At 67.9% G+C, this 12,573-nt stretch carries 14 protein-coding genes; 9 read left to right on the top strand and 5 right to left on the bottom strand.

The features are described from left to right. The first annotated feature begins 55 nt into the window (after window positions 1–55). A complete protein-coding gene (locus J5X86_RS41320; RefSeq protein WP_208521776.1) occupies window positions 56–670 on the top strand; it encodes a nitroreductase family protein in 615 nt (204 codons plus the stop codon). A gap of 62 nt (window positions 671–732) precedes the next feature. Here J5X86_RS41320 and J5X86_RS41315 read toward each other — a convergent pair whose 3' ends face one another. The 3 genes from J5X86_RS41315 to J5X86_RS41305 form a co-directional block, all read right to left on the bottom strand. Next, the gene (locus tag J5X86_RS41315; protein ID WP_208521775.1) at window positions 733–1,155 is read right to left on the bottom strand and encodes a thioesterase family protein; all 423 of its coding nucleotides are present in this window, start codon (window positions 1,153–1,155) and stop codon (window positions 733–735) included. Between the two features lie 87 nt (window positions 1,156–1,242). Next, window positions 1,243–1,899, bottom strand: a complete 657-nt coding sequence (locus J5X86_RS41310; protein ID WP_208521774.1) for a hypothetical protein — start codon at window positions 1,897–1,899, stop codon at window positions 1,243–1,245. Between the two features lie 104 nt (window positions 1,900–2,003). Beyond that, window positions 2,004–2,429, bottom strand: a complete 426-nt coding sequence (locus J5X86_RS41305; protein ID WP_208521773.1) for a hypothetical protein — start codon at window positions 2,427–2,429, stop codon at window positions 2,004–2,006. 342 nt (window positions 2,430–2,771) lie between these two features. Between J5X86_RS41305 and J5X86_RS41300 the strand changes: the two genes are divergently transcribed. The 7 genes from J5X86_RS41300 (at window position 2,772) to J5X86_RS41270 (ending at window position 9,788) form a co-directional block, all read left to right on the top strand. Then, the gene (locus J5X86_RS41300) at window positions 2,772–3,206 is read left to right on the top strand and encodes a VOC family protein (RefSeq protein WP_208521772.1); all 435 of its coding nucleotides are present in this window, start codon (window positions 2,772–2,774) and stop codon (window positions 3,204–3,206) included. 545 nt (window positions 3,207–3,751) lie between these two features. Then, a complete protein-coding gene (locus J5X86_RS41295) occupies window positions 3,752–4,762 on the top strand; it encodes a LacI family DNA-binding transcriptional regulator (protein ID WP_208521771.1) in 1,011 nt (336 codons plus the stop codon). An 84-nt stretch (window positions 4,763–4,846) separates the two neighbouring features. Beyond that, window positions 4,847–6,109: an ABC transporter substrate-binding protein gene (locus tag J5X86_RS41290; protein ID WP_208521770.1), complete on the top strand. Its 1,263-nt coding sequence runs from the start codon at window positions 4,847–4,849 to the stop codon at window positions 6,107–6,109. Beyond that, window positions 6,106–7,008, top strand: a complete 903-nt coding sequence (locus J5X86_RS41285) for a carbohydrate ABC transporter permease (protein ID WP_208521769.1) — start codon at window positions 6,106–6,108, stop codon at window positions 7,006–7,008. The genes J5X86_RS41290 and J5X86_RS41285 overlap by 4 nt, the downstream gene beginning before the upstream one ends. 1 nt (window position 7,009) lies before the next feature. Beyond that, the gene (locus J5X86_RS41280) at window positions 7,010–7,870 is read left to right on the top strand and encodes a carbohydrate ABC transporter permease (protein WP_208521768.1); all 861 of its coding nucleotides are present in this window, start codon (window positions 7,010–7,012) and stop codon (window positions 7,868–7,870) included. Beyond that, complete coding sequence (locus tag J5X86_RS41275) at window positions 7,870–8,766, top strand: dihydrodipicolinate synthase family protein (protein ID WP_208521767.1); 897 nt, start codon at window positions 7,870–7,872, stop codon at window positions 8,764–8,766. Before J5X86_RS41280 ends, J5X86_RS41275 begins: the two co-directional genes overlap by 1 nt. Beyond that, window positions 8,766–9,788: a nucleoside hydrolase gene (locus tag J5X86_RS41270; protein WP_208521766.1), complete on the top strand. Its 1,023-nt coding sequence runs from the start codon at window positions 8,766–8,768 to the stop codon at window positions 9,786–9,788. Before J5X86_RS41275 ends, J5X86_RS41270 begins: the two co-directional genes overlap by 1 nt. A gap of 401 nt (window positions 9,789–10,189) precedes the next feature. On the opposite strand, the gene J5X86_RS41265 is transcribed toward J5X86_RS41270, so the two are convergent. Then, the gene (locus J5X86_RS41265; protein WP_208521765.1) at window positions 10,190–11,035 is read right to left on the bottom strand and encodes a hypothetical protein; all 846 of its coding nucleotides are present in this window, start codon (window positions 11,033–11,035) and stop codon (window positions 10,190–10,192) included. A gap of 196 nt (window positions 11,036–11,231) precedes the next feature. On the opposite strand from J5X86_RS41265, the gene J5X86_RS41260 reads away from it, so the two are divergent. After that, window positions 11,232–11,855: a TetR/AcrR family transcriptional regulator gene (locus J5X86_RS41260; protein WP_208521764.1), complete on the top strand. Its 624-nt coding sequence runs from the start codon at window positions 11,232–11,234 to the stop codon at window positions 11,853–11,855. A gap of 94 nt (window positions 11,856–11,949) precedes the next feature. On the opposite strand, the gene J5X86_RS41255 is transcribed toward J5X86_RS41260, so the two are convergent. Next, complete coding sequence (locus J5X86_RS41255) at window positions 11,950–12,543, bottom strand: TetR/AcrR family transcriptional regulator (protein WP_208521763.1); 594 nt, start codon at window positions 12,541–12,543, stop codon at window positions 11,950–11,952. Between the last annotated feature and the right edge of the window lie 30 nt (window positions 12,544–12,573).

The following is a 12,573-nucleotide window of genomic DNA, read 5'->3' as shown; positions in this document are numbered from 1 at the left end:
ACCAGCATTATTCGGGGTTATTGACCCGGGAGTCGTGAGATCTTAGAATCCGCTTATGGAATATTCTGAGGTTGTCCGGCGCCGTCGAATGGTGCGGCATTTTTCCGGCCGGCCGATTCCGGAGGAGTCTGTCGAGCGAATCTTGCGCAGCGCCCTGAGGGCCCCCTCCGGGGGCTTCTCGCAGGGATGGGCGTTCCTGGCGCTTGAAGATTATGGCGACCGGAAGAAATTTTGGGATTGCCTGCCCAACGCGGTTTCTCATGCGCCCGAGTTGCAGCCGGCTCCTCTCATTGTGGTCCCGCTGGCGCACGAGAAGTCCTACTTGGACAGATATTCATTGCCCGATAAGATGGAGGACAATCCTTCTGGTCCCGGCTTTTCTGTTCCATACTGGTACATTGATACCGGAATGGCCTCACTGCTGATGCTTCTGACCGCCGTGGACGAGTATCTGGACGCCTGCTTCTTCACCATCGTCACGCCCGAGATTCCGGGATTCTTGGAGCAGTTTGACATACCGACGGAGTACGAACCGATCGGCGCAATCGCTGTGGGGTACCGAGCGGCAGATCTCCCTCCGCAGGTCGGTCGAATCAAGGAACGTCGCCTGGGCGTCGATAAGCTGGTGCACCGCGGAACATGGGGAATTCACCGCCCCGAAAAGCCGTAACCCTGGTCTTCGTCGGCGCCGTGCACCGGCCGGAGCCGACTGATGGGCAGGCGGTCGGAACCTCAGAGGCCGAACAGCTGCGGATCGGTGGACAGCGCCCGGAAGTACTCGCGTGGATCCGCCACCAGCCTGCGCTCCCTGAGGTCCATCAGCCCGCCCAATCCGGTGATTTCGGCGGCCACTGTGCCGTCGGTCTTCCGGATCGTCTGCTCGATGCGGAAGGTCTTGCCCTCGCCCCATTCGAAGGCGCAGGTCACCTCCGTCTCGTCGCCTGCGAGCAGTTCGCGTTTGTAGCGAATGGTCGTCTCCAGCGCGACCGGGCCCACGCCCTTGGTCAGGAGGGCAGCCTGGTGAATCCCGGCCCGCTGAAGCAGACTCCAGCGGGCGTGTTCCGCGTACTGCAGATAGACGCTGTGATTCAAATGGCCCTGGATGTCGGTTTCGTATCCCCGGACGGTGACGCGGACGGAGAACGGCTCGGCCATGACGGTGCCCCTTCGCTATGACGGCTGTGCGATGGCGTCGATCGAGACGACGCACGGACGTACGAGAGAGTAGAACGCCCGCTCAGTTCATGGCTCAACCGGTTCACATCCAGCGTCGGCCGATACCGGCGGCAGTCGATCCGCGTCCGCCCACGCGAGGTCGCGCAGCCGCGGCTGGGCGCCGTGTCCTTCTCCATGACCAATCCAGCGGCACACGCCGGCGCCATCAGAGGAGGGCGGTGCGGGTGAGGGTCTGGGATGTCTCCCAGAGCCGCTGAGCGACGCCGGGTCGGCGGCTTCGGCTGAGGCGTGGCCCTCGGTGACGTCGCCGCGGCGTTCGCCGCGGCCGTTCGGGCCGAAGAGCTGGCCGCCTTCGACGTGGGGTGCGGTGGCGGCGTGGAGTTGCGGGAGGGTTCCGTGTTCGGTGGGCTGGGTGGTCACCAGGAAGAGCTGGGCGGCCAGTCGCCCGAACCACCCCCGGTCGGCCCAGGCGCGGGCGGATAGGTTCGAACGGGAGACTCCGGGGTGGGCGAGCACGCTGATGACCGGCGAGCCGACGGCGCGCAGCCGACGGTCGAGCTCGATGCCGAACACGGTGTTCGCGAGCTTGGACGCGCCGTATGCCGCGGAGGCGTTGTAGTGGTGCTCCGACATCAGGTCGTCGAAGTCGAGGTGCGCGTTCTTGTGGGTGATCGAGCTGTTGGGGCGGCCGGTCCTGTGTGGATAGGTCCATTTCCGTGCCACCAGGCGTCGGTGTCAGCGCATAGCGTGCCGGGGGTGACCAGCCTGTGCCCGCGCAGCCTTCTCGGCAGGAGCCGGACCAGGGCGGTGAGGGTCGCGTGGTCGGCTCAGTTCAGGCGTGGCCTCCGGGTACCGCGGCGCAGCACAGCGACCTCATGACGCAGCACGAGCAGCTCGACGTCCTTGGACGCGGAGGGACGGGCGAGCAGCACGAACCAGCTGAGCAGCCGCGTTACTGATAAAGCCCCCACCTGCTGGGCGGTTGACCAATCAGCGGCTGAGGCGTCAGCGGGTGGTGAGCAGCCGCCAGGGTCAGGACGACCACGGCGCCGCCGAGACATGAAGGAGCCGCTCTCCACGGTCGTGCCGACAGCGTCGTGGTTGCGCACCTGCACAGGAGAGCCGGCGATGCCCGCAACGGCCCCGGCCTCAAGCAGGCGGGCGTCATGCGCATGCGCCGCGTTCCGGACCGCCGCGTCGGTGCGGTCGTAGCCGTCTTGGTCCCCGTACCCGATGGTCACAAATTTCGCCACAACAGGACCCCTCTCTTTCGTTCATACGGAGTGCTCACCCGGTACCGACTCTCGACCGCGCCAAAACTCATCGCTGCTACTTCGTGGCGGCCCGGGTCGGCGCCCGCCGCGTCCCGAAGCCGGCACACGGCACGGAAGTATGTGAGCGCGGGTTCTACGACAGTTCGTGGGGCGAGAATCCCGATCTGATAGCGCAGGTCGCAGAAGCGAGCGCCGGCCACGGGCCGGACGGGGTCAGGACCGCCTCTCCGATGACGACCGGCCGGCAGGGGCCGTCCTCCCGACAACATGCGGATCCTTATCTGGAAGTGAGCAACAGAGTCCCCCTGCTATGGTGCGCCGATGTCATCGATCAGGCAGTTCCAAGTCACCTTCGACTGCGCAGAACCCGAGCGCGTCGCTCGCTTTTGGTGCGAGGTGTTGGGGTACGTCGTACCGCCGCCACCGGAGGGGTTTGCTTCGTGGGACGATTTCGATCGCTCGCTGCCGCCTGAGCGTCAGGGTTCGGCGTTCGCATGCATTGATCCCTCAGGCGTGGGCCCGCGACTGTTCTTCCAGCGCGTCCCCGAAGGCAAGGTCGTCAAGAATCGTCAGCATCTTGATGTGCGGGTCGGCACCGGGCTCGTGGGTGAAGAGCGCCTTGCCACGCTCGAAGCCGAGTGCGTACGACTGGTCGCGCTCGGCGCGGTACGCGTGCGAGTGCTGCTTGCCGATGACCACGATGAGTCGTGCATCGTGATGCAGGACATTGAGGGCAACGAATTCTGTCTCGACTGAGCATCCTCCGAGACGGCGAGGTTGTGAAGTCGGGCGATGCCGAGCATCGCGGTGTGAATGCCGTCGTTCTTCAGCCGCCACGTGCCGCTGGTGTCGTCCTTCATGGAAGACCGTTTTTCCGCGCGGCTGGGACACTGACAAGATCCTGGACAGCGTTGTCGACGTGGCGACGAGGCCGAGTTGCCGCTCCAGCACCATGATCTGGTTGCGCAGGGCGAGGATCCCCGCATCCTTGTCGCGGTCGCTCGGGCCCGTCATCGGCAGCAGGTGAAGCAGGGCGGATGCGTGAGTTACGGCCAGGTGGCCCAGCCACGGAAACATGGTGCCGATGCGCGTGGACCCGGCAGGGAAGGGCCGTCGGCGGGGGATCAGTTGTTGCGCTGACACACCCGCCATACGGCGAGTACCAGCACGTCGGGTCGGCGGTGCGACCGCAATCGCCGGTGCTTACCTGCTGATGTCATGGCCTTGACAGCACGGACAGGCCGAAGGATGCTCGCAACCGGTTGCGCAACCGGTTGCGCAAATCTCGTCAGGAGGACGATGTGACCACCGGTTCACCGCCGACGATCTACGAGGTCGCCCAGGCGGTCGGCGTTTCCGCCTCTACCGTGAGTCGGGTGCTGGCCGGTGCGAACGGCGTTTCGCCGAAGACCAAGGAGCGCGTCCTGGCAGCGGCGGACCGGCTGGGCTACCGGCGCAACAGCCTGGCCAGTGAACTGGCCCGCCAGGCGTCGAACACCATCGCGGTGCTGCTTCCGGACATCTCGAACCCGTTCTTCTCCAGTCTCGTCAAGGAGATCCAGATCCTGGCCGAACGATCGGGGCTGGCGGTCCTGCTGTGCAGCACCCGGGACGACGAGCGCATCGAGCAGCGGAGCCTCGATGTGTTGCTGTCCAAGCAGATCAAGCACGTACTGGTGATGGGGTTGCGGGCCGATTCCGGGGAGGTCCAGGCGTACGAGGACGCCGGCCTGCGGTTCATCGCGCTCGACCGGGCGGTTCCGTCCGCCCACGCGGTGCGGATCCACTCGGATAATTTCGCCGGCGCACGGGCGGTGACCGAGCATCTGATCGAGCTGGGGCACCGGCGGATCGCGCACCTTCGCGGTCCGGAGTTCTGCGACGTCGCGCTGGAACGGTACGAGGGGTACCGGGCGGCGCTCAAGGCGCACAAGATCCGTTACGACCGGCGGCTGGTGGTCCCCAGCACCTTCGACGAGGCGGGTGGCCGTGCGGCGCTGGACACCCTGGTCCGGCGGGCGTCGCCGTTCACCGCGGTCTTCGCCTCGAACGACCTCATCGCGATCGGTGTGCACTGCGCGGCGCGCGATCAGGGTCTGCACATTCCGCGGGACTTCTCGCTGGTGGGCTTCGACGACGTGCCGGTGGCGTCGTACACCACGCCGGGGATCACGACGGTGAGCCAGGACGTACGGGCGATCGCGGCGGCGGCGATGGACACCGTCCGGTCGGAATCGGCGACCGGTGAGCGGGATGTGTGCATTCCGGTGGAGCTCCGGCTGCGGGACTCCACCGCGGCTCCGGTGGTCTGACCCCGCGACAAGCGGGTTGGTACAAGAAAGAGGGAGTTGGACGGTGCTATGAAACGGCGCGCCGGGAGAAAGCTCATATATCTGATGCCCTTGCTGATCGGGCTGACCACGACGGCCTGCTTCGGCCCCATCCCGCATGGCGGGGGGAGCGGGGGCGGCGTCACCCTCCAGTTCGTCGGCGCCCAGCCCGACGGCTACTTCGACAAGGCGATCGCGGCGTTCGAGAAGGCGAACCCCGGCATCAAGGTGAAGTACGTGTCCAACCCGGCGAGCCAGCTCTCCCAGGTGCTACAGGCCCGGCTCGGCGGCAAGGACAGCTCCATCGACGCGTTCACCGCCGACGAGCCGAAGATCCCCTCGATGGCGGACCGGGGCTTCCTGCTGCCGCTCGACGACCTGAAGGACGAGGCCGGCAAGCAGGTCAGCGCCGAGGCCGTCCGGGCGACCACCTTCGACAACAAGCTGTACGCCCTTCCGCTGTGGACGTCCACCGCGCTGCTCTACTACAACAAGGACCTGCTGAAGAAGGCCGGTATCGCCGACCCGGCCAAGGCCACGGACCAGCGGCTCAGCTGGGAACAGCTCACCGCCGACGCCAAGAAGGCCCAGGCCGGCGGAGCCCAGTACGGGTTCGCCTTCGAGCAGCCCGGCCGCTACTACCAGTTGGAGCCGCTGATCCGCTCGGCCGGTGGCGGCACCGGGCTGTCCGGGGCCAAGAACCTCACTCCGGCGATCCAGGACCGGGGCTGGAAGAAGGCGCTGACCTTCTACCAGGGGCTGTTCAAGAAGGGCATCACCCCGAAGGGCATCCAGTACACCCAGCTGCCCTCGCTCTTCGCCAACGGCAAGATCGCGTACTTCCTGGCGAACACCCCGTCCATCGCGATCTTCCAGAAGAACCCCAAGCTGAAGTTCGGCGTCGCGCCGTCGCCGACCTTCGCGGGCGGCAAGCCGGCCACCCCGACCGACTCGTGGGCCCTCGCCGTCAGCCCGTACTCCAGGCACCAGGCCGAGGCCAGGAAGTTCATCTCCTTCCTGTCCCTGAACGAGGCGGGCGCCGCGCTCTCCGGTCAGGACATCGCCCGGATCCCGGCCAACAAGCACGCGTACGCAGCCTGGTCCCAGCTCATCGACGCCGCTGGGCCCGAACTGGCCGGCACCTCGAAGCTGATCGCCGATGAGCTGTCGCGGACCGCGGTGAAGCGCCCCTCCAGCATCGGTTACACCGACTTCGAGAGCGTGGTGAACAAGATGATCGACAACATCGGCAACGGTGGAGACGTGAACGGCTCACTGACCGACGGCCAGTCGCAGTTGGTCAATACGCTGGGACGGTTCGGCACATGACGACGTCCATCAAGCCCGCCGCCAAGCCTTCCGCCGCGCCGGCCCGTCGCGGGCGCCCCGCGAAGATCGGCGGTACCCGGCTGGCCGTGCTCCTGATGCTGGGGCCGGCGCTGGTCGCGATCCTGTTCTTCCGGCTGGTTCCGGCGTTCGAGGCCATCCGGACCAGCCTGTCCGATCCGCAGGGGCCGTTCGCCGCTTACGACCGGGTCTTCGCCGACCCGGCGTTCCAGGCTTCGGTACGGCAGACCCTGCTGTTCACGGTCCTGGTGAACCCGTTCCAGATCATGCTGGCCCTCGCACTGGCCGTGCTGCTCACCCAGCGGCTGCCCCTGGTCGGGCTCTGGCGGACGCTGATCTTCCTGCCGGCGGCGCTCCCGCAGGTGGTCAGCGCGATCATCTGGGGCGTGCTGTTCCGCCCGGACGGGCCGCTCAACGCGGTGCTGAACGCGCTGGGCCTGCCCCACCAACCGTTCCTCACCTCGAAGTTCCAGGCCCTGCCCGGGATCATCATCCTGGTCTCCTGGGTGGGTGTGGGGTACTGGATGATGTTCCTCATCGCCGGTTTGAAGGACATCCCCGGCGACACGCTGGAGGCGGCGAAGATCGACGGAGCCGGACCGCTGCGCACGTTCTTCCAGGTGACGCTGCCGCAGCTGAAACGGCCGCTGCTGTTCGTGCTGGTGGCCGACACGATCGCCAACTTCCTGGTGTTCGCACCGGTCGAGACCCTGACCGCCGGCGGCCCGGACCGTTCCACGAACCTGATCATGTACGACATCTACGAACGTGCCTACGTCGCCGGCGATCTGCCGGCGGCGTCAGCAGAAACGTTCATCCTGCTGTGCATCATCCTCGCGGTGGTCTCGATCCAGTTCAAACTGCTCCCCTCGGAGGACTGACATGTCAACCGGAGACCACTATCAGGCGAGGTCGGGGAGCCGGCTGAAGCGTGGCATCCTGCTGGCCCTGGCGATCGTCGCGACGCTCTGCTCCGTGGGCCCGCTCTGGTTCGCGCTGGTCAGTTCGGTGCGGCCGGAAGGGGACATCTTCCGCTACCTCTCGCCGCTGTCGATCAAGTCGATCTGGCCGACCACCTGGACCGGGTCCAGCTTCCGGACCTTGATGAACACGGGATTCGGCTGGCCGGTGCTGAACTCCGTCATCGTCGCGGTGTTCACCATCGTCATCGGGCTGCTCCTGTGCTCCGCGGCGGCCTTCGCGCTCGGCGTACTGCAGTTCCGCGGGCAGAAGTTCCTGTTCGGGGTCACCCTGGTGGGCTTCCTCATGCCCTTCGACGCGCTGGCGATCCCGCTCAGCCAGGTCCTTACCGGCGCCGGGTTCCAGAACACCTTCGACGGGTTGATCCTGCCGGCCGTCGGGAACGGGTTGGCGATCTTCGCGCTACGGCAGTTCTTCCGGAACATCCCGCGTGAGCTGCTGGAGGCCGCGCAGATGGACGGACTCGGCTGGTGGCGCATCCTGTTCCGGATCTACCTGCCGCTCTCCAAGCCCGCGCTGATCAGCGCGGCGCTCATCCTGTTCGTCTTCCAGTGGCACGCGTTCCTGTGGCCTCTGCTGATCGCGCCGGACCCGGCGATCCAGGTCGCCCCGGTGGCCATCGCGCAGTTCTCCCAGGAGACGTTCGTGGACTTCGGCGCGATCTTCGCGGGCACGGTGATCACCGCGGCGATTCCGCTCGGCCTGCTGCTCTACGCACAGAAGTACTTCGTGGCATCGATCGCCCGAAGCGGAGGGAAGTAATGACACAGCAGCCCTGGTCGGGTGTCTACCCGTACCTGCCCACGCCGCTGGACGGCGACGGAACGGTACGCCGGACGGCGCTGGCCGACATCGTCGAGCGCTGCCTCACCGCCGGTGTGCACGGACTGACTCCGCTGGGCAGCAGCGGCGAGCTGCCCTACCTGACCGGCGACCAGCGACTGGCCGTGGTCGAGGGCACCGTCGCCGCCGCGGCGGGCCGGGTCCCGGTCGTACCCGGGGTCGGGGGTTTCGACACCGCCTCCGTGGTGCGGGACGCGCGCGCCGCGGTGGCCGCCGGCAGCGACGGGATCCTGCTGGTGATCCTCGCCTACTTCCCGCTGCGGCCGGCGGAGATCCTCGGCATGATCGACGCGGTCACCGCCGCCGTGGAGGTGCCGGTGGTGCTGTACCACCACCCCCACCTCACCCACGTCGAGTTCTCCGAGGACGTCATAGCGGCGGCGCACCGCGACCACGGCGTGAACCACGTCAAGGACGCCTCTGGGCGGATCACCAACGTGGCCCGGTGGCTGGACGCCACCTCGGGCGGGATCCGGTACTTCTCCGCCACGGCCGTATCCCCCACCGCCGCGATGCTGTCCGGAGCCTGCGGCTGGATGTCCGGTCCGGCGGCCGCCTTCCCCGCCGAGTCGGTGGAGATTTACGACCTCGCCGTCCGGGGCGAGTGGGCGGCGGCACAGGCGAGGGAACGCCGGCTCGACGCCGCGCTGCATGTGTTCCGCACCCTCGGACCCGGCCGTGGCGTCAAGGGACTCTTCGCCGCGCTGGGCATCGACGTGGGGCAGCCCGTACCGCCGCTCGCGCCGCTGGGCCCGACCGAGGTCACCCCGATCCGTGACGACCTGGCCCGGCTGACGGAACAGGAGGTGGCGTGATGACGGAAACCGCGATCACCCGGCGCCGGATCGTGCTGGACTGCGACACCGGCCTCGACGACACTCTGACACTGATCTTCCTGTCCGGACGGCCCGACGTGGAACTGGTGGCGGTGGGCACGGTGCACGGCAACGTCTCGGCCGTCCAGGGTGCCCACAACTCGGCCGCCGTGCTCAAGACCCTCGGCCGTACGGATGTGCCGGTCACCGTCGGGGCCCGGCACCCACTGGCCCAGCCGGTGCAGTACAGCGCCAAGGTGCACGGCTCCGACGGGCTGGGCGAGATCCCCATCGACCGGGAGGTGCGGGTACGCACCGACATCTCCGCCGCCGAGCAGCTCGTCCAGCTGGCCCGGCAGCACCCCGGCGAGCTGGAGATCATCGCCACCGGGCCGCTCACCAACATTGCGCTGGCACTCATGATCGAGCCGGAGCTGCCGAACCTGATCGCCGGAATCTCGGTGATGGGCGGCGCGGTGACCGTGCCCGGAAACAACACACCCTGGGCCGAGTCCAACATCAAGCACGACCCCGAGGCCGCGAGCCTGGTCTTCTCGGCCGGCTGGCGGCGCTGCGTGCTGGCCGGGCTGGACGTCACCCTCACCACCTGGCTGCGGTCGGCCGACCTGGCCGCGATCGACGCCCTGACCACCCCCGCCGGCCGGCTCGCCCAGCAGATCATCGGCAAGTTCTCCGCGTACTTCTCGGTGACCTACGGCCGGCAGAGCTGCCCCATCCACGACCCGACCGCCGCGATCCTGCTGTTGCACCCCGAGTACGGGGAGTACGGGCGGTGGAGCGTCCAGGTGGAGCTGGCGCCCGGCCTGACCAGGGGAGCGACACTGGCCGACCGGCGGCCGTTCGTCGCCGATAAGCCGGCGCCCCCGCACCCGCCGATCGAGGTCGCCACCCGGCTGGACCTGGACCGGCTGCTGGAATGTTTCGTGGCGGGGATCCGGGCCGCGGGCACCGCACCGGGACAGCAGGGGCAGCCGTTGGAGAAAGAGGTGAGTGGCGACTGACCTCCTGGTCGTGGGGAGCGTCCATCCGGACGAGGTCCACCCGGTGTCGAACGATGCCGGGTACCGACTGTCTCGGTCCCGGATCAGGAACTTCGCCCTGGTGCCTGTCTCTTGGAGGTCCAGGGCGGGGTTCTGGCCGGCTTGGGTGAGCCAGGCCGCGGTGGGGTGTGCGGTCGCGCCGGGGATCCGGACGCGGCGGGTGGCGTGCTCGATCGCTGTGAGGAGTCATTCTGCCGGGACTCGTACGACGGCGGGCCGTACGAGAGGCGGCGGCGCATGACGTGGGAGACCGATGTGCGGCTCCGAGCCGCATCCGAGCCCTCGCTATCCCGGTAGGGCCCGCGAGAACGCGGCCGGTCGGCCTCCACGGTGGAGCCGGCCTCGATGTCCGGGGCGGCCTTTCAGGGCGGCCGTTCCTGCTCGCGGCCGCGGGTCGTCGCCTTCCTCTTGTGCGGGGTCCGCCCAGGCTTGCTCCCGCCCTTGGACTCCGGGGCCGGCTCTTTCGCGGTCCGCCGGGTGGCCCCCGAGGCGTGGCCCGAGGCTTCGCCCGAGACCTTGCCGGACGCCCTGCCCGTGGACTTTTTCGCCGTACGCCCGGCCGACCGCGCGGTCTCGGTGGCGGTGCCGCCCGCCTCCTCGACCGCCCCCGCCGCGCTCTCCGCCACCTCCTCGGTGGCCTTCCCGGCCCCCTCGCCCACCTCTCCCGCCGCCTTGCCGGCCCCCTCGCCGATGTCCTCTACGGCTCCGCCCGCGCCCTCCCCGACCTCCTCGACAGCTTTGCCCGCGCCCTTGCCCACGTCCTGGACGGCTTCTCCGGCGCCCTCTCCCAGCTCGCCGACCGCCTGCTCGGCGCCGCTGCCCAGGCTCTCCGCCGCGGACCCGAGACCGGACGTCAACTGCTCCAGGATCTGGGGGTTGCGGTCGATGGTGGACAGCACCCTGCCGACGATCGCGGCGACATTGTCGAGCCGGACCTTGAGCAGGGCCTGCGCCTCCACGCCCTTGATGTCGAGCTCCACACGGCCGAGCGACACGTCGGCGCCGACGTTGAGCTTGAGCAGGTCCAGGACCTCCGCCTGCAGGGAGACCCTGGCTCGCAGGTCCTCGACCTGCAGGTTGATCTCCTCGACCTGGAGCTGCGGTATGTCGAGGAGCACATCCGGGTCGTCGGACTTGCCGGCGGGCTGCGGCCGAGGTGCCACTTCGAGCTCGTCCGGCTCGTACTCAGCGTCAGCGTCGTCCCTCATGCTGCCCCTCAACGTGTGCGTGTGAGCATGCCGAGTGTGCCATCACTTTTCACCCTAAAGGCGGTATCCGCATTCCGCGCCCAGAGCCGGGCGGCGCTGCCGCGGCCGGTCGTATGGTGGCGGCTGACCAGGGGCTTTGCGATGGCCCGAGCCACCCTGGTGCTCTGTGCTGCTTGCTGCGCTATAGGATCGCGACGTGGTTGGGAATGCCGACAAGCGACAACACATCTTGGACGTGGCAACGCGCCTCGCCGGAACGGACGGTCTTCGGGGCCTGAGCGTGCGATCTGTCGCCGCCGCGGCCGGTATCGGCGCGACGACGTTGCGAGCGTATTTCCCATCACAGGCGTTGCTCTACCGGGCCGTCGCGGGGCGGATTGTCTCCCACGTGCTCAGCGACGATTGGATCCAGGACGTCTCCCTGGCCCCCGCGGATCGCTTGTATGCGAGCCTGCGGCAGTTCCTCCCCGGCGCGGCGGACCGGGATTTCGCCCTCATGATGTGGTTCGAACTGGTCACCCTCGCTCTTGGCCCCAATGCCAACGAGGAGGTTCGCGAAATGGTGCTGTCCGGGCACGATGAGTCGGTCGTGATCGTGACACGCTGGTTCACGCTTCTGGCAGCGGACGGATATGCGCTGCAAGACACGCCAGAGGTGCTGGCCGCCCGGTTTGTGGCCCTCGTGGACGGGTTGCACCTGAGCCTCTTGTTCGACAAGGGCGAAGGAGCGCTCGACCGGGCGGAAAACACACTTCGCTGGTTCGCGGAACAGTCCCTGACCGCTTCCGGCGAGAATGCCCCGGACGCGAAACCGGCGTGAAGGATCGCGGGAGCCGGAGACCGCTGGACGGATCGAGTGCTCGTCGCATAGTGCCTCGGGAGTCGTGGTTCACCACCCCGAGCAAGGCGGAACGTCACCGGGACGACGCGGATCGACTGCCGACCACCCGCTCGGCGAACCAGCGGATCGTGTTCTTCGCGGCATCAAGGTCGGCTTGGTCGGGGTGGAGCAGCGCGTTCAGGTACAGCCCGTTGACAAGCGTCAGCGCGGAGAAGGCATGGCCGTCGACCTCCTCGGGTCTGAGGTGCCCCCGGCCGGCGAGGATGGTCAGCCACCGGCGCACGCGCTCCGCCAATAATCGGTGCGCGCTCTCGACGATGACGCGCGCACCGGGAATGGCGTCAGACCCGGCCGGCAACCGATGCGGCTCGAACCAGCCCTCGACCGCTGCCGTCCGACCGCGTGAAGGCAAGAGCTGAGCCAGGCACTCGAACAGGCGTTGTGACGGATCGCGCTTGTCGTCGGCGATCGAGAGGTCGTCGACGGAACGGCGGACGAACTCCTCGGCGACGACACGGTGCAGCTCCACCTGGGTTGGAAAATAACGCCGGAGCGTCGTCGCCCCCACGCCTGCTTCAACCGCGACACGGCGAACGCTCAGCGAACCGATCCCTCGCGTCACGGCCAGACGGAGCGCGGCCTTGACGATCTTCTCCCGATTGGCCATGCCAAGGAGCGTACCCGCACACTGTACCGC

Source organism: Streptomyces sp. NEAU-YJ-81 (assembly GCF_017592595.1).
Lineage (GTDB): Bacteria > Actinomycetota > Actinomycetes > Streptomycetales > Streptomycetaceae > Streptomyces > Streptomyces hygroscopicus_B.
Note: the sequence above shows the minus strand (reverse complement) of the source record. Positions and strands in the feature narration are given on the sequence as shown.

Bases quoted from the DNA above. Each gene is read 5' to 3' on its own strand.
- J5X86_RS41320 (WP_208521776.1), top strand. From the start codon at position 56: ATGGAATATTCTGAGGTTGTCCGGCGCCGTCGAATGGTGCGGCATTTT.
- J5X86_RS41315 (WP_208521775.1), bottom strand. From the start codon at position 1,155: ATGGCCGAGCCGTTCTCCGTCCGCGTCACCGTCCGGGGATACGAAACC.
- J5X86_RS41300 (WP_208521772.1), top strand. From the start codon at position 2,772: ATGTCATCGATCAGGCAGTTCCAAGTCACCTTCGACTGCGCAGAACCC.
- J5X86_RS41290 (WP_208521770.1), top strand. From the start codon at position 4,847: ATGCCCTTGCTGATCGGGCTGACCACGACGGCCTGCTTCGGCCCCATC.
- J5X86_RS41285 (WP_208521769.1), top strand. From the start codon at position 6,106: ATGACGACGTCCATCAAGCCCGCCGCCAAGCCTTCCGCCGCGCCGGCC.
- J5X86_RS41280 (WP_208521768.1), top strand. From the start codon at position 7,010: ATGTCAACCGGAGACCACTATCAGGCGAGGTCGGGGAGCCGGCTGAAG.
- J5X86_RS41275 (WP_208521767.1), top strand. From the start codon at position 7,870: ATGACACAGCAGCCCTGGTCGGGTGTCTACCCGTACCTGCCCACGCCG.
- J5X86_RS41270 (WP_208521766.1), top strand. From the start codon at position 8,766: ATGACGGAAACCGCGATCACCCGGCGCCGGATCGTGCTGGACTGCGAC.
- J5X86_RS41265 (WP_208521765.1), bottom strand. From the start codon at position 11,035: ATGAGGGACGACGCTGACGCTGAGTACGAGCCGGACGAGCTCGAAGTG.
- J5X86_RS41255 (WP_208521763.1), bottom strand. From the start codon at position 12,543: ATGGCCAATCGGGAGAAGATCGTCAAGGCCGCGCTCCGTCTGGCCGTG.